This is a genomic window from Solitalea agri, assembly GCF_023914155.1.
GTDB lineage: Bacteria > Bacteroidota > Bacteroidia > Sphingobacteriales > Sphingobacteriaceae > Solitalea > Solitalea agri.
Genome location: NZ_JAMWYS010000053.1, coordinates 287,273 through 308,055, shown reverse-complemented (window position 1 = coordinate 308,055; position 20,783 = coordinate 287,273). Strand labels below are relative to the sequence as shown.

Genomic DNA, 20,783 nt, shown 5'->3' with positions numbered 1-20,783 from the left:
AGTCCCCCTGAGCGGAGTCGAAGCCTATTGCAACAGGCCTTCGACTTCGCTCAGGCTGACAGAAAAGTAGAGTCAAAAGTACAAGATTAAAAAATGCATAGTACATTCCTTATATCTGCGTTAATCAGCGCGATCAGCGGGAAAATACACTCCCCGCAGATCACGCAGAATATCGCAGAAACGAAGGAAGGGTTGAAGCAGTATTTATAAAAAAATACAAAGTGAGAAGTTAGAAGTACAAAGTGCATCTGGCTTGTGTCACCCTGAGCGGGGTCGAAGGGTTGACTACGCTCAACATGACGCAAGCTTGTTATTTTAAACGGCAGCCACTTCAGCAGCTCTTACCACCGCTTTAACAGCTTCTTCCGGGGTTGCTGGTTTATAGTTAAACTGCTTTTCAAACTTCGAGCTATTGAACACATAGGGCCTGTCGTATTGATACAGCATTTCTTTAAACTCTCTCATAATTGGAATAAAAACTCCCAGTATGCCCAGCATCCAGCCAGGTAAAACAGTTGTTTTAGGCTTAACCTGTAACTCTTGTGCAAATAACTCGATCCACTGTTTACCTGTTAACTGTGTCGAAGAAGTAGGCAAATGCCAGACTTGATTATAAGCCGCTAGTGTATTGCCTAAAATGGCTGTTCCCTTGGCCGCGTCACCTACAAAAGTGAAAGAATGCACTTTGTTTATATCCGCAAACCAGTTCGCAGCTTTCCCTTGTTTCAAATTCTTATAAACCATTTCATACGGAACGCTGTTTTTTGTACCCATAAAATCGGCGGAACGGGCAATTAATGCGTTTAGTCTTCCGGCTTTCACTTCATCAAGCAACATACCGGCTACCTGAGCCCGCACCTCCCCTTTTTTACTGGTTGGACGAACAGGTGTTTCTTCTGTCATATCAGAAAGAAACTCCCTGTCGTACATATATATGTTGTCAAAAAACACCAGCCTGGCATTATGCTTTTCACAGGCCTTGATAACATTTGACATTAACGTCGGCCATTTTTTACGCCAAACGTCAACTTTATACTCCAAGCCAACAACGAGGTAAACAATTGATGATCCTTCGATTGCCTTATCAACCTGTGGTGCATCGCTAAGATCGGCAGGAAATAACTGATCGGTATCGTTCACTTTTTGGGGATTCCGGCTAACTAATCGAATTTGATTGGTATAGCTTTTTAATTCCCTGGCCAATTCAGTTCCAATTGCTCCTCCGGCTCCGAGTATTGTTTGTAATGTCATAGTATGTGTTTTTGTTGATATAAAAATACGAGGTTTACTGCCAATGAAAACATGATCAAGGCAGAGCTGGCAATAAAATCGGTAAATGGTGGATTATGGTCGGTGAGTAATTTATTTCATGTATTTCCAATTATAAGGCATGCCTTCCAACAACAAGGCAATCATTTCATCCAGGCGTTTAAGACGAGTATTCTCGGTTTTTGCTTCTGTAATCCATTCAACATACTCTTTCTTATGAGAATAGTTAAAGTCTTGGAAGGTTTGCAAAGCCTGAGGATATTCATCAAGCTTTTGAATAAGATAATCCGGTATGATCAATACTTTAGGAGCAATATTCTTTTCTTTTGCTGAAAGTTTTACACCGTCTATATTGAGCTGTACCGCCTCTTGAATATAGGCGATAAGCACTTCATCAGGAGGAAGGTCGCTAAGTGAACTAATTCGCCCCAAATGTCCCATTGCCTCTTTTCGATCAACAAAAAGGCCTGATGGATCTTTCATCAACGAGGCTTTCCAAAACACCAGTGCACAATGGTTTTTAAATGCGGCCATTCCGCAAATCACCCCTTTAAAATCAAAATAAGGCATGCTCCACTTCATGGTCTCTTCAATATCGTTACAAGCAATGTGCATCAATTCTCTTAAATGATTTAAAATTGGCTGCGCAAACGGAGCTGATTTTTGGATATAGGCGTCAATCCTTGGGTCTGTCTTTTTCATTTTATAATTGATGAGTATAAGGTTTAAGCCTGGGGATCCATCTCGGAACATGTAACTTATATCGAGCATATTCATCGCCAAACCGTTTATAAAGATCCGGCTCTTCCTTTAAAACAAAATATACCGTATTAATAACAAAAAACAACCCTGACCAATAAATAATCGATAAAGAATGAAACAAGAATGCTTCGCCAATTAAGATAAAAAACACACCTGTTATCATTGGATTACGGCAATACCGGTAAGGCCCCGCGACAATCAGTTTTTGGGTGGGTTGCCAGGGAGCCAGCGTTCCTTTGCCCAACAGTTTAAACAGAAACACTGTGTAAGCGAAAATGCTTAAACCAACAACAAGAATAATTCCTCCTGCAAGATCAATGAAAACGTTATCGATTAAAAAGAGTTTTGATGGGTTATAGATCAGCCATGGAACAATTACCGTCATGGTGAACGGCAAGATCAGCACATCACGTAAGTGAGCTAATAAACTCGGAGAATGACTCATGGCATCTCTTTTAGTACCTAAAGATACGATAGGATTATTAGGTTGACGTATAACGATTCAGTATTGGCGCTATGATAGCTTGGTTCAAAAAGTACAATAAAAACTGGCTAATGCAATTGGTCGGTCGGAGACCTCTGTTTTAGTTACAGTCTGATTGACGCCTCGTTGACCACTTCTGACAACAATGGGTTTTTACTTATTCGTTATTGCTATTCATAGACCATCAATCACCGTTATTCCTCCAAATCATAACATAGACCTTTCGAACATAAATTCTATACTTTCAATTTCAATTCTGGTCCTAAGAATTCGGCTTTGAGAAAAATTTATTTAATTTCAGTAAACAGCATATTTATGAGATACTATATTTCTGTGATGGCAAGTGTAGTTCTATTTTCAGCCTTCACATTCGTAAGAATTAGCCATAAAGTGGTACCAGCTCAAGAAACAAAGGATTATCTGAGTCAAGACATTCCGATGTGTGGTTCAGTCAATAAGGGTGAATACATTCCTAATAAAACAAAAGGTCCTTTTCCTTTATTAGGTGGTTGGGACTTTCACTTGCCTATTTCTACAAAAAGCGATAGTGCTCAACTCTATTTTGACCAAGGACTGGTATTGTATTATAGCTTTCATAACCAGGAAGCAAAGGCATCTTTTCAAAAAGCACAGACGTTTGATGCTTCTTGCTCGATGTTATATTGGGGAGAAGCCATGTGTCATGGTGAATATGTATGGAACAAAAGTCTAAGCGAACCTGTAATTGCTGATAGCCTTATAGAAATAGCAAGCCGGTACTTGAATAAAGCTTCTCCGTTTGAGCACGCAATTATTAAGGCTGATGCAATTCTATTGAAGAAAAATCCCCTATCGAATGTGGCTGATAGCAACAAACTGAAGGAATATGAATCTGCCATGGAAAAAGTATATAAAGACTTTCCGGAAAATGCGGATGCAGCCGGTGCTTTTATTGCAGCTGTCGACTGGAACAATAAACGGTCTCACGACGAGAGAAAGAGATTGTATATTTCGATGTTGGAAAAATTTCCTGATCACCCTTATCTGAATCATCTTTTTATTCATTTCATTGAATCAACTGAGCCTCAGATTGCACTATCAAGTGCAGAAAGCTTGTTGAAGAAAACACCCGGCATATCACACATGGTGCATATGACGTCCCACATTTACGTTCAGACAGGCAATTACGAAGAAGGAGTAATGGTAAACAAAAAAGCCAGGGAGTTATACAGTGATTATATGAAGATTTACCCGGCTCTTACCGAGGGAACTGGGCGTTATATCTATATGGGGCATCCCCTCGGGATGGAGCTATCAAACGCTGTTAACCTGCCATCGTATGAGAAAGCAGAGGGAGTTGTTGATGCTCAAAACCGAATGATTAATAGCATAAATGAAAGCCGTTTAAAGAAGGGTTTAAAGAAGTTAAACCCCAAAAGTTTAGGTACGCAAATGGCGACAGCTTATTTCGAGTGGGTAAAGATGCGATATGGAAAGTGGGATGAAATATTGAAGGAAAATCCTATACCTGATTCAATCAAGCTCAGGAGTTATATGCAACATTTCGCAAAAGGAATGGCGCTCGCAAGAACAGACCGATATGCAGAATCTGAGTATCATTTAGCGTTCATGCAACAGCTAATACACGACAGTTTTTTTAAAGTTAAGCCATCGGCTGATACATTATCGACTTATTTACGAATAGCTATTCCTATGTTAAAAGCTATTCTTGCGGAAGAACAGAAACATTATATAGATGCAGAAAAATTTTACCTTGAGGCAATTGCATTTGAAGATTTATTGCAGTTTGATGATCCTAAGCCCTGGTTCATAGCCATAAGACCTTTCCTGGGTAATAGTTTATTAAAGAGTGGAAATTATTCTAAAGCTGAAGAAATTTTTAAGGCAGATTTAAAAATTCATCCCGATAATTATTGGGGCCTACGCGGATTAATGTTAGCACTCGAGAAACAAAACAAAAAAGAAGAGAGTGATTTAATTCAGGATAAAATGAAATCCTCATTTTCCTATAGTGGTAGAGAGCCTAATGGAGCAATATATTGATTTGGAGAATTCCTTGTATTCTTTTAGAAAGTCCCATGTTCTTCGAAGTGTTGCGCAGCGGTCACTTCGAAGTGCGTATGAAACAGAGGACTCTCCGGCCGAGAGAACCAAATTTCAACTCATTTGAAAATTCCAATCTAAGAATTCTTTTTTTGTGCTTCTGGCCGGTCAGAGACCTCTGTTTCATTTTAACCTTTAAGTGATCCCTATGGGAATACTTAAAGAATCGAGGGTCCAAAAGTGGTATTTATGAAACTCGATTAGTGATTCTTTGGTTTGATTGAATTCAATGTTCATGCGTTAGTAAAATTGCAGTTAATGGATGGCGCTTGACGCAGGTGCGAAGAAAGTTCCGTTCCATTGTCCAGCGTGACGAAAGTAATTTAACGTATTGTGATTTACAAGTATCTATAGTCCTGTCGATTCTGTAATGTCATCAACCAGATCTTTCTTATTGAAATAGATTAGCAATTTGATTTCCGGGGCAATTCCTTTTTTTCGGACAATGTAAGTCATGATTAAACCGTTATCTTCTTTATGATGACCGCTCTGAGTTGGCTTTCCTAGAATTTTTATCACTTGATTTTCAGTAAAACCTTTAAAACTGATTCCGTTAATAAGCCAGGTTGCTGTTTTTTTCTGAAAACTGTAATTAGATGCTCTAAAACCATTTAAACCGAGAGAATCTGCTTTCCATTTAGCAGAAAATTTTTCCAGACCCAAATCTTTAGGTGTGTGACTTAGGCCCCTAATAGATACAATCAATAAAATAAAGGCAAATTGTAGTTTCATTTTCAATTATTGCTGGTTTTTTACCATTGCCACTAACGGATAGCGCTTGACGCAGGTGCGAAGAAAGTTCCGTTCCATTGTCCAGCATGACGAAAGTAATTTAACGTAGTGGAATTTGCAAGTTGCACATCTCACGCACTTGTGGCATAGCGCGTGTTATAAGCCGTTTTACTTTTTCCATTCATGTATTTGGTATGTTTTTACAGTATAGTCTTTGCTTAATTCGAAGTCCAATCTTTTTATATATACGGGATCTATGTCGTGTTCATAATCAATGATAATATCATATGATACTAGATTACTGTCGGTAAAATCCGCTTCTCCTAAAAGATTTTTCAATTCTTGAGTCGTTAGTCCAACCAATTTATAGTGCGCCGTTAAATCTTTAAGCATTTGCTCACGGCAAGCACAAGGCAAGACGTCATCCTTTGTTGACCAAGCTATTTTTTCAAACTTAATATTATGATTGCAGGACAGAAGTCCTAGAATTGAAACTGCTAATAAAAGTCGTTTGAGCATTGAATTTGCGGATTTCAAAAATGGCTTATAACGAATAGCGCTTGACGCAGGTGCGAAGAAAGTTACGTTCCATTGTCCAGCGTGACGAAAGTAATTTAAGGTAGTAGAATTTAGAAGTTGCACATCTGCAGGCCTAATCTCCCATTACAAGTTGTCTTAATGGAGTTTTTAAACCCATCAAGCATCCAGAGCAATTTATGATTGTGCTGTTGCGATTTAACAAATGTTCTATAATTTCCATTTCTTTTGAAGTTAAATCATCCCCATTTTTTTTGATCGTTAAGAGTCCATCAACTGCATAGGCTTGAAGTTCACAATTTGTTGATCGCAGCCATTTATTCAACGCTGATTTATTTTTAAATGAAACCCAGTTTAGTGTTTTTGTTGATTCTTTGGGCCCAGTCATCGATCCATCACCACAAGCAAATGAATAAAAGTAAATTGTGCTAAGGTCTTTCTGCAGCATCTTTTGAGTCAATTTACATTTGTAGTATGTATTATGTTGCTCGAGATATTGGGTCAAAGAATATGTATTAACTGAAAATTCTACGCTTTTCTCTATTGTATTTCTCCAATGCAACTGATTTACTTTGCCAAATACAATTGAGTCATTTTTGACCAATAGAAATATTTGGCCCCCCTTATAATAACTGCCTTTGGACGTTGAATAATCAAATTTAAACTCATGAATAATTTGGCGATAACCAAAATCTAAATTACGATCTAGGTGACTTGTCTTTCGCAAACAGTAATATTTGTCCTTAATATCTAAATACTGCGAAAGAGTCTTACAACTAACGATTTCGTCAAAAAGTTTATCATACTGCTCTGCTGTCGCTTTTGAGTTTACTATTAAAACAAAAAAAAGGAAGGCGCAAAGGTGTTTCATAGGCTTCTGACTAACGTTTTTCATTTACAGGCTTAATGCAACAATAAACCGTTTTTTTTATATCCACAACTTTCATTTTTTATTCCTACCCTAAATGTTAGCCAAAGGAGTCAATTCCTTTGAAATAGGGAGGATTGCAGTTAACGTTTTGGGGCTTTGCGTTCGGGCGGGTTTTCGAGCACAAAGTTTCAATTCATTACTAAAGTTTATTAGAGGCATGATGCTTTAAATTTGAACTTCAGCCCGCCTGACGCAAAACCAGTGTGTTAGCGCTCTTTTTTATATAATTCTTTAACTGTACTATCAAATGCTTCCAGGGTTGGATTTATCCAATCAAACTTTCTCCAAATAGGATCTATTCGTTGATGTTCTGAAAGGTTCAAATGGATTAAATTATTTGATGTTATTAAAATTAAATATTCCCATGAGCCATCAGTTGGAATAGGAGGTAAAAATTTATGCTTTTTCAAATACTTATCTTTTAATTGAAAATCCTTAATGTGATTTATAAAACAATCAAATGGTTTAGATGATATAATCTTTGTATTGCTTGTTTTTAATGATTCACACAATAATTCTATTGCAAGATATTGTCCCTTAACTTTCCACAAAACCCAAACTGAAGGAATGCTTTTACATGAATCAGGAAGATCAGTCCATGGACCTAGCTCTTGATAATAAACTAAGACAGTATCATTTTTTTGAAGACCTATAGACTTGAACTTTGTCTGAATTGATTTCGGCCAATCATTTTGTGGCTCAATCTGACCATACAAATGAAATGAAAAGAAAATCAATAATATAGAGAAACATATCTTCATAAAATGGGCGCCAACGTTTTGGGCTTGCCGTTCGGCGCGAAGAAAACCGCGTTTAATGGTCAGCCGTGATGCAAGATATTAAATTGGTTTTGATTTCAAAGTTGCACGTCGCCCGCGCTTGTGGCAAGCGTGTCTTAAGCGTCGTGTTTTATAAGTTTCAAAAGTTTAATAACCCAAATTATTATACAAATAAGTCCAACAAACGATGGTGTTCCTTTAAGTATAAAATCGCCAATTTTCAATTCATTTACCTTTTGAATTGTCCACAACACAAATTTTAATTGGAATATAAATGCATAACAAAGAATACTTATAATAAGGAATATTACAACATTAGAATATTTAGTAGATGAATATGATTTTAAAAAGAGTCGATACAGAGATATAATAATAGCTGAAATTGCAATAAAAAAAGGAATTCCAAAGTCTAACCAACCAAGATGTCTGCCATAAGGAGATTGTGCTAAAAAACTAAAAATAAACTGAACTGAAAGTCCTAGAAACGCAAATAGTAATAGAGCAGCAATAGGCAATTTAAGAGGTATTTGTTTAACAAAGTTGCGATTTAACATGGCGATTAACGGTTGAATTGTCGTTCTTACGGTTACCTGTAACGTTTACAGGTTTATATTGTGCCCGAATAGAAAGCACTTTTTTGTCGCCCAAGTACTAAAGTAAATAAAAAGCAGAACAGAACATGAACCACGTCACCCGGGCATAATTTAAACCTGGTGTTAGGTCTGCCGTTTATTTTTGGTGATGATACAGAACTTTTACTTAGGCAATTGTTTTCCAATTTAATTGTTAGAGATCCATATAGCCTGCCTTTAAGTTTATGTCGGATGGCTTAGTGGGAGTAAACATTGTTATGGATTGACGTCTCGAGTTCGGATTGAATAGAGATTCAGCTAAAATTTTGGCATCTTGTTCACGAAATGTATCTGCATGTCCTTCCCATTGCCAAACAGTCTTTGAATCAAAGTCCACATTGAAGCTTCCTAAATAGTACTTTTCAAAGTCTTGACCATAATTTAATATATATTTATCAGAAATAAATCTTTTGTCGATGGAGGTCTGTTGAAGCCCTGTCTCATATTCATCATCCTTCAACCCATTATAAAAAAACAGCTTTTCAAGTTTTCCAGATTTAAAGTCACATTGTTGCTTGGAGTGCAAAGAAAATGGGCTAACGAAAATATTGTATTCTATATTTTGAACAGTAATGGTAATTATTTCTGAATTGAGCATACTTTTAAATTAATTTATAGAGTATTTTGTTTTTCGCTAATACTTTTGGTCAAGCATAATCTGTATTATCCTTACGGTTGCTCCTAACGTTTTGGCACTTGACGCAGGTGCGAAGAAAACTCCGTTCCATTGTCCAGCGTGACGAAAGTAATTTAACGTAGTGGATTTTGCAAGTTGCACATCGCCCGCACCTTGCGGCATAGCGCGTGTTGTGTGCTGTTTTACTTCCATTTTTGACTTTGTCTTAGTGAAAATATAAAATCATATACTTTTCTCAATTTGTCAGGTCCACTTGGCCCATAGTCCCTAATTTGCTTCGATTGCCCATTTTTCAGCTTCACGGTCACTGTATATGTTGGTTGGTCTGTCCAATCGGTGGAATATTCATTTTTCAAATTGAAAAAACTGGCCTTTTCTATGAGGATTTTCAAACTATCAAATTGTGATTTTCTAATGGTCGCGCTAAATTCACCTTGTCTTTCGTTATACATTTTTGCATTATAATGCGCAGTTCCGTCGGCCATAATTGTCATTGTGAAAATCGGGCAAGTTCCAAAGCAAGCATCAGCTTTAAAGTTAATTTGTGAAACCTCAAGTGGCTTTGTCGCACAGCTTGTAAGTAAAATGAAAATGGTAGAAAAATAAAATGTTCTCATGTTCTTTTTACAAAAAAGATGCAGAATTTGAGGGTTTCCATAAATAGCACACAACTAGTATTTACATACACCCCGAGTGCATGTATATTTCATATGTCTTTATGTTTGTTTATTTAAATAGTAAACCCGTATAGGTTTTTAGTGCTCTAAAATAGCTATTTTGACTTTCTGTCCAAATCCTCCCTTTGCTTATTTTCCGGCTTGGCGCAAAATATCAGCTTTTTGTCGTCATCTGTTAACCGATTAAAATGCCGCTTCCTCCATTTTTGTTAAAAAAACAACATGAAAAACTTCTTTGAGTACCGCTTTGCAATTGGCGCAGTTAGCATTGTAGCCGGATTGTTTTCACTAGCCTGCCTGCTAGTTGGGGTGATGGCAGTAAACTTTCATTTTGAAGCATTCTCCGATCCTTCTCTCACCATTAAGTATGCAACTAATATGCAACTGGTAAAATGGTTCAATTTGCTTGATATGCTGGGTTATTACCTTTTGCTGCTGCCCTTAATATTCTATTTCCATCAGCAATACAGGTATAGAACACCGTGGTCTCCGCTAATCACTTTTTCGGGTTGCGCCTATGTACTTACAGGCGCCATTGGAGCAGCTATTCTTGCCGCTGTTTGGCCCAGTTTATTAACTGATTATGCATCGGCTAACCCTGAAAACAAAATGATGATCAGTAACCTGTTCAAAGCTATTACAACCATGGTTACTGTGGGTATGTGGAACATTTTAGAAGTTCTATTTGCAGCTGTATGGTGGATGGGTTTAGGCAAACTGATCTACAGTGAAAACAAGAGCCTGGGAGTACTAACGTTTATTGCCGGAATAAGTACTTTATCGGATGCATTGGGTAATATGTTCAACCTAACTCTACTATCCGAAGCAGGCATGAACGTATACCTGATACTTGGAATTATATGGCCAATCATCATTGGGATATTCCTACTAAAAAAATCGATGAAACAAGCAGCTGATACTCCTCACCATTCACTACCATATGCTACCCATGAAACTGCTTAAGAAATTACTGAAATGGTCAAAGATCACTATTATCTCCCTATTGCTGGTGCTCGCAATCGCCTATCTTGTTATCTATAATTTGAGTCAACGACGGATCCAAAAGCAGTATTCCTATACAGATGCAGCGATCAGCATTCCCACCGATTCATTATCGATAGCAAAAGGAGAACATCTGTATAAAATCAGAAGCTGCCAGGATTGTCATGGAGAAAAGGGAGAAGGCAGCCTGTTTATGAATGATAAAATGCTAATGCAACTTACAGCACCTAACTTAACGAAAGGCAATGGCGGAATTGCAGCTTTTAAAACGTCCGACTGGCTGCGTGTACTTAGGCATGGTGTAGACAAAAACGGCAGGTCATTATTTATGATGCCATCGCATGAGATCAACAACCTCACCAATGAAGACCTGGCCAACCTGATCGCTTATTGCAAGCAACTGGCCCCTGTTGCCTCTTCGCAGGAAAAACTTCATTCGATAGGTCCGATAGGACGGCTGTTAATGGTCATGAACCAGGTTACCGTACTACCTGCAGAAAAGATCGATCACCGTGCCCTCCATACACAAAAGTTGGAAGAAAAAACGGGCGTAACTTATGGGCAATATTTGTCTTCGGGCTGCCAGGGTTGTCACCGGCCCGACATGAAAGGAGGAGGCCCTTTGGCGCCTGGTTTTCCGCCGGTACCCAATATTACCGGCGATGGAAATGTAGGAAACTGGAACGAGCAGGCATTCATCGCCACCATTAGAAATGGAAAAACACCTGAGGGAAAAGAATTGAATAATAATTATATGCCATGGAAATCAATTGGCCATTTTACTGACGAAGAGCTTAAATCTATTTTCATGTACCTGCAACAAATCCGGGATAAGCATTAATGCCATTAAATTAATGCTTTTCGATAAGCGTTAGGAGATGTGCCGGTCCATTCGCGAAAGGCCCTTTGAAAGGTGCTTGGTTCAGTATAACCCAGCTTATAGGAAATTTGAGCTATCGTAAGTTTTTCGCTGCGCAACAAGCTACACGCCAGCTCATGCTTAATGTTATCGCTCAATACCCTGAAGCTGGTGTTTTCTATTTTTAGTTTACGCTGCAGTGTTCGTGGTGTTAAGCGCAGATGTGCTGCTATCTCTTCCAACTGCGGAAACGTATAATTAAAATGCTTAAGAATGCTTTGTCTCACCTCAGCACTAAAGTCAGCCACACTCCTCTCCTTTTCCATCTCTTTTTCCAACAATGCTTTGAACACCTCATTCAGCTCTTTATTATAGCCAATAACAGTTGTTTTCATATCTGCCATGGAAAACACCATGCAATTGCAGGATTCATTGAAGGTGGGCCGACACTTGAATAGCTGCTCATGTAAACTTGTATCACTGACCCTGGAATATCGGTACATCACCTTTTTCAACGAAAACAGCTTACCTGTTAAGAGATATAACACATGGAGCGTTCCGGCATAGGCCATATCCACACTATGCCTTGCGGTTTCGGGCGATATATCGTTCCATACCTGCAAGGGCTCACAATAATAATACAGATCCTGGTCCTTCACTTCAATATAGAAATTGTACAGGCGAGTAAAAGCAGCTGTGAACTGCTGCAGACTTTCAAGCGCCGTTAAAACATCTTTACTGGTCTGCATTAAATGACCCGTAATGCCCAGTACCACTGAAGTTGTTTTTTTGCCAATTTCCAGCCCCAGGTTCCTTTTCCCTGAAATGGTCAATGCCGCTTCCATAATGGCACAGTTTTGTTCCAGGGACAGCCTGTAGCCGGCATCTTCCAGTTCTTGGGGAGTAATTCCACCGGCCCGACAAATGCTTTCGATCTGCGCAGGGCTAGCTTCGGTTCCTAAAACAATATTTCTGATAATGGGCATACTTACCCAAAAGTCTGTGGACATATAAAATAGTTGTACTGGAAACAATTCCCTCGTCGTATTAACAGGAAACCAGATTTCTAAGATAATTACTGCCTAGACAAATAACAACGAAGCTACATGTTCTTCGAAGTGACGCTTCGTTGAACACTTCAGACAACAAAGGGTCTGCATTCGAGCGGGTTTCGGAGTAGCAAGTTTTCACATCAGTCCGTCTGATGCAAAAAACATGTAGGCCGAAGCTTATTTCAATTGCTTAAGCTTATTCAAATAGACAAAGACGTTATGACTAGTGTTTTCCGAGGTGACGCTGCCTAAAAACTTATTGTACTTCATTCTCAACCATCCGTATTTTACTTTTAAGTCTGGCTGCTCAAATCTTCGACCATTGATAATTATTTCTCGAAGAGTTTTATAATAGGAAATCAATTCGGTTTCGTCTTTAATGACTCTTGGTGCAGCTGTGAAATAATCAATATAGTATTTCCCATCTAAATCTAATTTCAAATAATCTGATATACCATCAGGGATCACTAGTTTATTATTCTTCTTATCAAGGTACATTCTTGAATAGTCATAAATCTTCCTGTCCATAATAACTCGAGGATACATTGCTGCTTTAGACTCAGTTTCATAAGCGTCAACTAGAGCTGGACCAAATAAAATTCTTGAGTCATGAATAAATTTTCCATACGATAACGCGCCTCGACAAACGATTTCTTTACTAATAAGATGAGTAATGATTTTCAATATTATTTCAAATACAGCTGAAGCATTTGAGGGACTATCTTCGACAAATGAAATTACTATTGAATCAGAGAATTGGGTTACCCTAATCTTTTCCTGATTACCATTTACTCCAGCGATTTCTCCCATTTTTGAAAGAGTATCATAAAGAGCTTTAATTCTAATTTCATCATCAATAAGCTCATTGGAAGCTTTGTCCTTTTGCATAGTGTCTAAAACGTGCTTTCTGAACCCAAGAATGTCCAGAAACAAAACTATTCTATTGTCATATTGCATTGTCATTTTAAATTTCCTCTAACGACTTTCGGCTACAAGAAGTTGGTGCTTTCGAAGCACAAGACTGTCTGCCAGCACTAAACTTAATACGATGCACAAAGCTTCAATTAAGCACAGAACCTACTTTTTTATCCAACTCCTGTCATGCAGCGTTTATATTTTTATTGTTTTAACTACTGAATCTAAAAAGTCAATCAGCGCTTCCGATTTTATTACTCCTCCAAGCCCTAAAAAATAAGAAGGGGTATTGTTGTCTAAACGAACAACGCTGTCAGAAAGCATACCGACAAACATTAATCGTGTACCCAACGTTATACCATTTCCAGTGGAATAGCTTCCCTGATTAAATATAAAAACAGGACTACCACTTGAACCTGGATATACACCTGCGTCAATTAGGAATTTTTTCTTGTTATTAAAGTCATTCCATAGTGGTGTTGCGGTAATACCTCTCCGTACAATTGGTAACATGTTTTCTGAATCATATAATCCGTTGGGATACCCGATGAAAGTAATTTCTTCAATTGCTGAGAATTCAGACAATTGTTCTTTGTTAGGAATTATATTACTATCAATTACGCGATAGAAAATGTTTTTTCCAGATTGTAAAACTTGATTAATTATCGGTGCAATAGGAATCGCAGATATATCGAGTTCATTGCTCGAAAAATTAAGAAATTTATTTGCATCAAGTTCAACCTTTACCCTGTCTTTTGTTTGAGGCTTATTATCTTCTCCTTTTACAAATTCTGTAATTATTCTCTTCGCATTTTCCACAACATGATAATTTGTTATTAAAAACGGAATAAACTTATTTTCTTCTGCTTTATAGTTAAATATAAAACCTGTTCCAAATGAATTTTGACCATTTTCACGTTCCACCCATATCGGGAAAGTCGTGAATAAAAGCTGAGTACTAATATTATCTATGTTCATTTCTTTTCTTCGTTTGGATTAGGCAATTTTTTCAATACTTGTTGAGCAATTTCGTGTAGATTTTTAATATTGTCTTTTCTTTTAAAAAAGTAAACTGTCCCTAGTACAGCACAAATAATCGGAAAGAAAATAAAATTAATTTTGCCCCAATTATCTGTAATTTTAAGCTCAGAGAAAAGTGCGCTTATTGTCGAACCAATTAGTGCTGAAGTAACAAACAAAGTAATTTCTGCAATTGGAAATTTCTCATCTTTTATGCCATCACAAGTTTCTCTTATTTCATTAATTTGGCTTGCTCGGACTTGAATCATAAAGTCATCACGTTCTGACTTTGGAACGACAACAGAATATTGACGTGTAGTTGTTATGTTGTCTTCTTTCGATGTTTCAACTTTAACGTCAGGAGTCGGAAAGTACATTACAGCAGGTTTAAATTCCTTCTTTTCTTCTTGTTTATCCATTCAGTTTATGGTTGACTGTTTATTAAATGCCGCATAATAAATTGCTAACGGCAACTCCTTACCCGTTTTTAATAGTTAGTTGTAAATATTTATATAGCCGCTATTTTTTAATGACCGAATATAAGAAAGGATTTGGCAAAAAATCAAACTACTCCGTAACCCAGGCCGGTGGCTTATGAAAATTTCGGTTTTGTTTTTTACAGTCGTTGTAAAACTCATTGTAGCTATCCTGCATTGCCGATTGTGTATTCTCCCCGGTGTATTCTTGTAAATAAATGCGAGCCTTGGGCTTCAGGCTATCTAAATAATCAATAAGGAAAACAGCGAAAATGATCTGAACCGGCTTCTTTGTTTTATTAAGCACATGTATCAATCCGTTTTCGAAATGAATCCGATTCAAATGCATGGAGTACAATTCGCCCTGCGGGAAGATCACTACCGCGTTTTTGGGGTCATCCAATAATTTAGCAGCATATTCAATCGATTCGATTACATTCCGTGATTTGCGGTTAACCGAGAAGCCTCCAACATACTTTAATAAGGCAAATACTTTCAATTGCTCTTCAAGTATCATTACCTTAAATCTTTTCTTTAATACTCGTCGGCAGAAGTTGTGCATAATTGCTCCGTCGAGGAAACTTACATGGTTCATCAACACTAGCGTGCCTTTATCTTGGCTTGCTGTTGGTTCATTTAGGTACTTTACGGAAGCAAAGTGTCGCAATAAAAATTTCTCAACACCTATAAAGAACCATTGTATAATTTTTACCGGTTTATCTTTAATCATTAATTATATACTGCTAAATGATTCGCTATTACATTGTTTAATCGTGGATTCACTAAATCATGCCCATCATCTTCGATATGGAGCACACTGTTTTCGAGCAAAGCAGAAAACTCTTTTCCAATTGATGGCGGAAATAACACATCCTTACGACCAAAATAGAGATAGCACTTTATGTTATTTGCATTGATCAATTGAGCCAGCTTTTCCTTGTCGAAAACCATTTTTGAGTTAAAGGTTATCGTGTTGTAGCTCACCATACGGCTTTCTGTGGTGCCAAATTCCCGATCGAGTATTGAACATAGAGAATCATCAATATAATTAAGTTTATTTAATAGCCTTAATGAGAAGTTTACGACTTTGGGACTATTTACCAATTTCCAGAAAAAGTTATTAACCGGTTTGAAGGAAGCTCCGATTCTTAATAGCTTATTAGGTTTTATTCCATCGGGAGCTATAAAAAACACCTCATCAACAATTCCAGGAAGTTCCTGCAATAAGGCCAGCGCCAGGCATGAGCCAATACTGTACGATAACAAACTGATCTTACCACTTTTACTTACCTGATCAATAAACGGTTTTAATTGCGCAGCAAACTCTATTGGGGTCATTCCTTTACGAATTACATCCAACGCATTATTTTTCAGTGATGTATGTCCGTGAAAAAATAAATCAAAGCTATAGATTTTATAACGTGTTCCTAAAGCGGGCTCCAGATGCCGGAATTGAGTACCGCGCATTCCAAAGCCATGAAACGCCAACATCACCTCGTGGCCAGTACCGTACTCTTCGTAATGAAATTTTACCTGATCCGTTTCAAAAAATGGCATGTAGTATTATGTTTACCTTAAGTAAATGAAAGCGCCAAAGTTATTTATTTTCGAAACTTATTGTAGCAACCTTTTAATTTTTGAAGAAACATTGAAATAGATAAATCCGTTTATTTGCAAGTTCAATGGAAATCAAACAACAACTGTATATCGCCTGTAAAAACTATATCGAACAACGAATAGCTACAATTGAAAAGGCGATTCATTCGGCTCGAGAAGCCTCTACTGATGATACCAAAAGCAGTGCTGGAGACAAATACGAAACCACCCGTGAAATGATGCAGCAAGAGATTGATAGGAACGCTACCCAATTAAACGAAGCGTTAAAGTTGAAACAAGTGATAACAGCCATCAATCCTGAACATTCTTCCGCAGTTATTCAACCAGGAAGCTTAGCTATTACCAATAACGGTTCATTTTACATAGCCATTAGTGCCGGAGCCTTGAATATTAACGGGGCTAATTATTTTGCAGTCTCAGCAGCCTCTCCTATTGGCGCAAAACTAATGAAACTGAAAAAGGGTGATTCATTCCAGTTTAATGGAAAAACCTATTCTATTTCTGATGTTTATTAGCTATTTCGAAGCGCTTTTTCTTGCTTCAATTTCCATCGAAACCAGTCGTGCAATGAGAATTGCAGGGTATAACTGACCAATTAATCCCTCCAGCATAGAAAACGAACGGGCAAATGGATGTAAAGCGGTAATATCTCCATAACCGGTAGTAGTTAATGTGATAAAACTGAAGTACAAAAAATGATCGGCTATTTCATCAACCCTTAAACTTTCACTCGAAAAATTAAAGGTAAATGCATGTGGGATATATGAATAAATAATCCGGTAGGCATAAGTAAATAGGATGGCTATAATCAAATAAGCTGCAATGGCTCCTTCAATACGGGTTACATTAATTTTACCCTCCCCCAGCACTCTTCTCAAAATCACGATTAATAGGCCAAAGAAGAAAATCATGGACAACATTAGATCCAAACGGGTTAGGTCCTGATCATAATTTATTGCATTGAACCATTTAATAACAAATGTTACCAATCCGAAGACAACTGCTGGATATCTGATTATTCGGCGTTGGGAAATGGCAAATACTCCAGATATAAGCAATATGGTTAGAAAAAACTCCAAAGCGATATGAGCGAAAGGAACTTCAAGACTTTTTAAGGGAGTTAATAAAAAGATCACGATAAAAAGCAGTCCTAACACTACCGAAAAACTCCGGTCATGCGACCAGAAATCAACCATCTTAAAGAAGAGTTTTCTCATTAAAGTAAATATTTCGGCAAAAATAGCTGTTGAACCCGAAAAAGCCGGCATCCAGGGGAACTGAACTTATAAAAAAAGGCCTGGAATTTCTCCAGGCCTTTTGTCGGCTTAGTAACCGAATATCTCTTCTAATGTAAGAGTTTTCACTTCTCCAACTTTCTTCAAGTCGTCGAGATTAACTCTCTTATCCGAAGCAACCACACAGTAGGTATAAGGCTTATTCGCCAATTCTTCCTGATGGAACTTGGTAATATCGCTTAATCCAATTTTATTCAATTCCACGTATTCTTTTTTACGAGGATCTTCAGTTATACCCTTTTTCAAAGCAGCCAGGTAACTGAAAATTACACCATCTTGGGTAATGCGTTCGGTTTCAATAGCTTTTTTCTGGCTTAATTTAGCCGCTTCAAAGTTTTGGCTTACCTGAGGCAATGTTGTTAAAAGTTCATTCATTCCTTTTACCGCTTCATTCATTTTATCAGCCTGGCAACCAACATAGGCTTTAACTGTATAAGGGTCTTCTTTTTTAGCAGGGGTACCATAAACAGCGTACGTTGAATAAGCTAAGGCTTTCGATTCACGAATAGTTTGGAATACAATAGAACCCATACCTCCACCGAAATAGCTATTGAACAAATCAACGGTTGGTTGTTTTTGAATATTAAACTTAGAAGTGTTTCTCAACCATTGTACCTCCGACTGAACCATTTCATAGTTAGCAAACAACACCTGATTGGCAGTTTGGCTAGTTCTGTTAAAGCTAACAGCAGCAGTATTAGTTTTAAATGAAGCTGGAAGTTTATGCAAAGCCGAAAGCTCAGCAGTAAATTTAGTTAAGGAATGAGGGCCATAATAAATTACAGTATGCTTATAGTTCATCACATCATGCAATAGATCAACTAATTGCTGAGCTGTTACATTTGCAATTTCCTGATCGCTGAACGTATAGTTGAACGGGTTTTTTGAACCAAATAAAGCATAGCTATTTAAGCCTTTCATAATAGCATCTTTATTGAGCTTAGCATCGCCACGCGATTTCATCATACGGCCTTTTAATGCTGCCAAGGCTGCATCATTTGCTTTACAGTTCGTCAAAATGTGCTCCAATAACGAAACCGCTTTATCAAAGTTCTCCTGCAAACCAGAAATACTAATGGTACTTTCTTCATTTCCTGCAGACATATTAAAGCTGCAGGCAATTTTGTAGTATTCCTTACTAATTTGCTCAGCCGAATATTTATCTGTACCTAAAAACGATAGATAAGAGAATGCTAACGGTAACAATTTATTATTCCAGCTGCCCATATCGAATTTATAGTACAAACGGAACAATTGATTATCGGCGTTTTGTGTATACAATACATCAGCCTTACCAATTTTGCTTTTTTGAACATCCTTGTTAAAGTCTAACCACTGAGGTTGAATAGCTGCTGAAGGCATATTATTCACCATGGCAACAAAAGGTGATTGCTTACCAGCGTTGGTTTCAACCGGGGTAATTGGTGGTTTTTCAACTTTCAGGATGTTTTTATCCTCGCCTTTTCGCTTATTAAGAACAACATAATTGTCGCTAAAGAATTTATTAGCGAAATCAACAATTTGCTGTTTCGTAATTTTAGCCTGATCATCTAACCACGAAACACTTTTATTCCAACCATCTCCCCGGTTTTGAATGAAAGCAGTCATCAAAGCTCCTGCTCGGTTATCATTATTTTCAAGTCCTTCCAATTCGCCAAGTTTTGCATTTGCTATAGTTGCCTGAATTAATGACTCATCAAAATCACCGTTTTTAAGCAACGCAATTTGCGACAGTAACAGATCTTTAACTTCCTCAAGTGATTGACCTTGCTTTGGAGAACCTGTTAAAATAAAGATTCCATAATCTTTATACTGCAGCATACCAGTTCCAGCACTTTGCATTTTTTGTTGTTTATTCAGATTCAAATCCAACAAACCAGCCTTACCGTTACTTAAAATGCTGCTGATAAGATCAAGCATTAGAGCTTCGTTAGAGCCTTCGGCCGGAGTACGGTAGCAAATACGCATATTCTCTGCGCTAGGGCCATAGATATCCTTAACAATTGGTGCTGCAATCGGAGCTTCTGGAGCCGCTTTATAGTTTTCAACCGGTTTGTTTTGCATGTAAGCAAAACGCTCGTCTACCTTTTTTACTACTTCATCAGCATTAAAGTCACCGCTCATAATAATAGCCATGTTATTTGGAACATAGTATTGATCATAAAATTTGCGGATAGCTTTTAGAGAGGGATTTTTTAAGTGTTCAATAGTACCGATCGTTGATTGCTGGCCGTAATTATGGGTTGGAAATAAATAATATTGCATGGCCTCGTACATTTTTCTTCCATCGTTATCCAAGCCACGATTTTTCTCTTCATAAACAGCTTCTAACTCGGTATGAAAAATACGAAAAACAGGGTAACGGAATCGTTCTGCCTGTACGGTTAAAAATTTATCTAAAGCATTGGTAGGAATTTGCTCTTCATAAACAGTCTCTTCAACTGCTGTATGTGCGTTTGTACCCTGTGCTCCCATTGCCGACATCAATTTGTCATACTCATTGGCAATGGCAAAGGTTGAAGCCACACCCGAAACTTTATCAATTTGCTTATAAATCTCTTTACGTTTTTCAACATCAGTTGTAGAGTTATAGGTTTCGTAAAGATTTTCGATGCTATCGATCAATGGCTTTTCTTTGGCCCAGTTCAAAGTTCCATACTTATCGGTACCCTTAAATAATAAATGCTCAAGATAATGAGCTAAACCTGTGTGATCTTTAGGATCGGAATTACTACCGGCTCTAACGGCAATTTTAGTGGTAATGCTAGGTTCTTTGTGATTAACGCTTAATATTACACATAAACCATTTTTTAGGGTGTAAAAGCGTGTTTGCATTGGGTCATTGGTTACGTATTTATACGAGTAACCCCCGGATGATGCCTGTTTCCATTCATATTTGCCTTGAGAATAGGCAAATTGAAATGAAAGGGCAAATGCCACCAAAAGCAGCAATGCTCTAATTTTCATAATATACAATTTTGGCTAGTAAGTTAAATTGAGCCAA

At 37.6% G+C, this 20,783-nt stretch carries 22 protein-coding genes; 4 read left to right on the top strand and 18 right to left on the bottom strand.

Translation table 11 applies throughout. The features are described from left to right. Positions 1–315: 315 nt before the first annotated feature. The 3 genes from NF867_RS15815 to NF867_RS15805 all read right to left on the bottom strand — a co-directional run bounded on the left by NF867_RS15815 (position 316) and on the right by NF867_RS15805 (position 2,476). Entirely contained in the window at positions 316–1,251 is a 936-nt protein-coding gene (locus NF867_RS15815) for an NAD(P)H-binding protein (protein WP_252589356.1), read from the bottom strand. Positions 1,252–1,362: 111 nt separating this feature from the next. Continuing rightward, entirely contained in the window at positions 1,363–1,971 is a 609-nt protein-coding gene (locus NF867_RS15810) for a YdeI/OmpD-associated family protein (RefSeq protein WP_252589355.1), read from the bottom strand. A gap of 1 nt (position 1,972) precedes the next feature. Next, the gene (locus tag NF867_RS15805; protein WP_252589354.1) at positions 1,973–2,476 is read right to left on the bottom strand and encodes a methyltransferase family protein; all 504 of its coding nucleotides are present in this window, start codon (positions 2,474–2,476) and stop codon (positions 1,973–1,975) included. Between the two features lie 354 nt (positions 2,477–2,830). Between NF867_RS15805 and NF867_RS15800 the strand changes: the two genes are divergently transcribed. After that, entirely contained in the window at positions 2,831–4,558 is a 1,728-nt protein-coding gene (locus tag NF867_RS15800; RefSeq protein WP_252589353.1) for a tetratricopeptide repeat protein, read from the top strand. Between the two features lie 408 nt (positions 4,559–4,966). On the opposite strand, the gene NF867_RS15795 is transcribed toward NF867_RS15800, so the two are convergent. The 7 genes from NF867_RS15795 to NF867_RS15765 form a co-directional block, all read right to left on the bottom strand. Continuing rightward, entirely contained in the window at positions 4,967–5,350 is a 384-nt protein-coding gene (locus NF867_RS15795; protein ID WP_252589352.1) for a hypothetical protein, read from the bottom strand. Positions 5,351–5,518: 168 nt separating this feature from the next. Next, on the bottom strand, positions 5,519–5,869 hold the full coding sequence (locus NF867_RS15790; RefSeq protein ID WP_252589351.1) for a hypothetical protein: 351 nt from the start codon (positions 5,867–5,869) through the stop codon (positions 5,519–5,521). A 133-nt stretch (positions 5,870–6,002) separates the two neighbouring features. Next, complete coding sequence (locus tag NF867_RS15785) at positions 6,003–6,782, bottom strand: hypothetical protein (protein ID WP_252589350.1); 780 nt, start codon at positions 6,780–6,782, stop codon at positions 6,003–6,005. Positions 6,783–7,024: 242 nt separating this feature from the next. Beyond that, positions 7,025–7,579 carry a hypothetical protein gene (locus tag NF867_RS15780; RefSeq protein WP_252589349.1) on the bottom strand — a complete coding sequence of 185 codons (555 nt, stop codon included), beginning with the start codon at positions 7,577–7,579 and terminating at the stop codon, positions 7,025–7,027. A gap of 134 nt (positions 7,580–7,713) precedes the next feature. Next, a complete protein-coding gene (locus tag NF867_RS15775; protein WP_252589348.1) occupies positions 7,714–8,151 on the bottom strand; it encodes a hypothetical protein in 438 nt (145 codons plus the stop codon). Between the two features lie 232 nt (positions 8,152–8,383). Next, complete coding sequence (locus NF867_RS15770; RefSeq protein WP_252589347.1) at positions 8,384–8,827, bottom strand: hypothetical protein; 444 nt, start codon at positions 8,825–8,827, stop codon at positions 8,384–8,386. 221 nt (positions 8,828–9,048) lie between these two features. Further along, the gene (locus NF867_RS15765; RefSeq protein WP_252589346.1) at positions 9,049–9,483 is read right to left on the bottom strand and encodes a DUF6438 domain-containing protein; all 435 of its coding nucleotides are present in this window, start codon (positions 9,481–9,483) and stop codon (positions 9,049–9,051) included. 282 nt (positions 9,484–9,765) lie between these two features. Between NF867_RS15765 and NF867_RS15760 the strand changes: the two genes are divergently transcribed. After that, positions 9,766–10,506, top strand: coding sequence for a hypothetical protein (locus tag NF867_RS15760; RefSeq protein ID WP_252589345.1), 741 nt, complete (start codon positions 9,766–9,768; stop codon positions 10,504–10,506). Further along, positions 10,493–11,386, top strand: a complete 894-nt coding sequence (locus tag NF867_RS15755) for a c-type cytochrome (RefSeq protein WP_252589344.1) — start codon at positions 10,493–10,495, stop codon at positions 11,384–11,386. The genes NF867_RS15760 and NF867_RS15755 overlap by 14 nt, the downstream gene beginning before the upstream one ends. 5 nt (positions 11,387–11,391) lie before the next feature. Here NF867_RS15755 and NF867_RS15750 read toward each other — a convergent pair whose 3' ends face one another. The 6 genes from NF867_RS15750 to NF867_RS15725 form a co-directional block, all read right to left on the bottom strand. Beyond that, positions 11,392–12,414 carry an AraC family transcriptional regulator gene (locus NF867_RS15750; RefSeq protein ID WP_252589343.1) on the bottom strand — a complete coding sequence of 341 codons (1,023 nt, stop codon included), beginning with the start codon at positions 12,412–12,414 and terminating at the stop codon, positions 11,392–11,394. 219 nt (positions 12,415–12,633) lie between these two features. Continuing rightward, positions 12,634–13,344 (bottom strand): hypothetical protein, encoded by a 711-nt coding sequence (locus tag NF867_RS15745; protein WP_252589342.1) that lies wholly within the window; start codon positions 13,342–13,344, stop codon positions 12,634–12,636. A 222-nt stretch (positions 13,345–13,566) separates the two neighbouring features. Then, positions 13,567–14,349, bottom strand: a complete 783-nt coding sequence (locus NF867_RS15740) for a S1 family peptidase (protein ID WP_252589341.1) — start codon at positions 14,347–14,349, stop codon at positions 13,567–13,569. Next, positions 14,346–14,810 carry a hypothetical protein gene (locus NF867_RS15735; protein ID WP_252589340.1) on the bottom strand — a complete coding sequence of 155 codons (465 nt, stop codon included), beginning with the start codon at positions 14,808–14,810 and terminating at the stop codon, positions 14,346–14,348. Before NF867_RS15735 ends, NF867_RS15740 begins: the two co-directional genes overlap by 4 nt. A gap of 148 nt (positions 14,811–14,958) precedes the next feature. Continuing rightward, positions 14,959–15,597: a 1-acyl-sn-glycerol-3-phosphate acyltransferase gene (locus NF867_RS15730; protein WP_252589339.1), complete on the bottom strand. Its 639-nt coding sequence runs from the start codon at positions 15,595–15,597 to the stop codon at positions 14,959–14,961. Next, positions 15,597–16,424, bottom strand: a complete 828-nt coding sequence (locus tag NF867_RS15725) for an alpha/beta fold hydrolase (protein ID WP_252589338.1) — start codon at positions 16,422–16,424, stop codon at positions 15,597–15,599. Before NF867_RS15725 ends, NF867_RS15730 begins: the two co-directional genes overlap by 1 nt. Positions 16,425–16,549: 125 nt before the next feature. On the opposite strand from NF867_RS15725, the gene NF867_RS15720 reads away from it, so the two are divergent. Then, positions 16,550–16,999, top strand: a complete 450-nt coding sequence (locus NF867_RS15720) for a 3-oxoacyl-ACP synthase (RefSeq protein WP_252589337.1) — start codon at positions 16,550–16,552, stop codon at positions 16,997–16,999. On the opposite strand, the gene NF867_RS15715 is transcribed toward NF867_RS15720, so the two are convergent. Next, positions 17,000–17,701, bottom strand: coding sequence for a potassium channel family protein (locus NF867_RS15715; RefSeq protein ID WP_252589336.1), 702 nt, complete (start codon positions 17,699–17,701; stop codon positions 17,000–17,002). It abuts the gene before it with no gap. 108 nt (positions 17,702–17,809) lie between these two features. Beyond that, positions 17,810–20,746 carry a M16 family metallopeptidase gene (locus tag NF867_RS15710; RefSeq protein ID WP_252589335.1) on the bottom strand — a complete coding sequence of 979 codons (2,937 nt, stop codon included), beginning with the start codon at positions 20,744–20,746 and terminating at the stop codon, positions 17,810–17,812. Between the last annotated feature and the right edge of the window lie 37 nt (positions 20,747–20,783).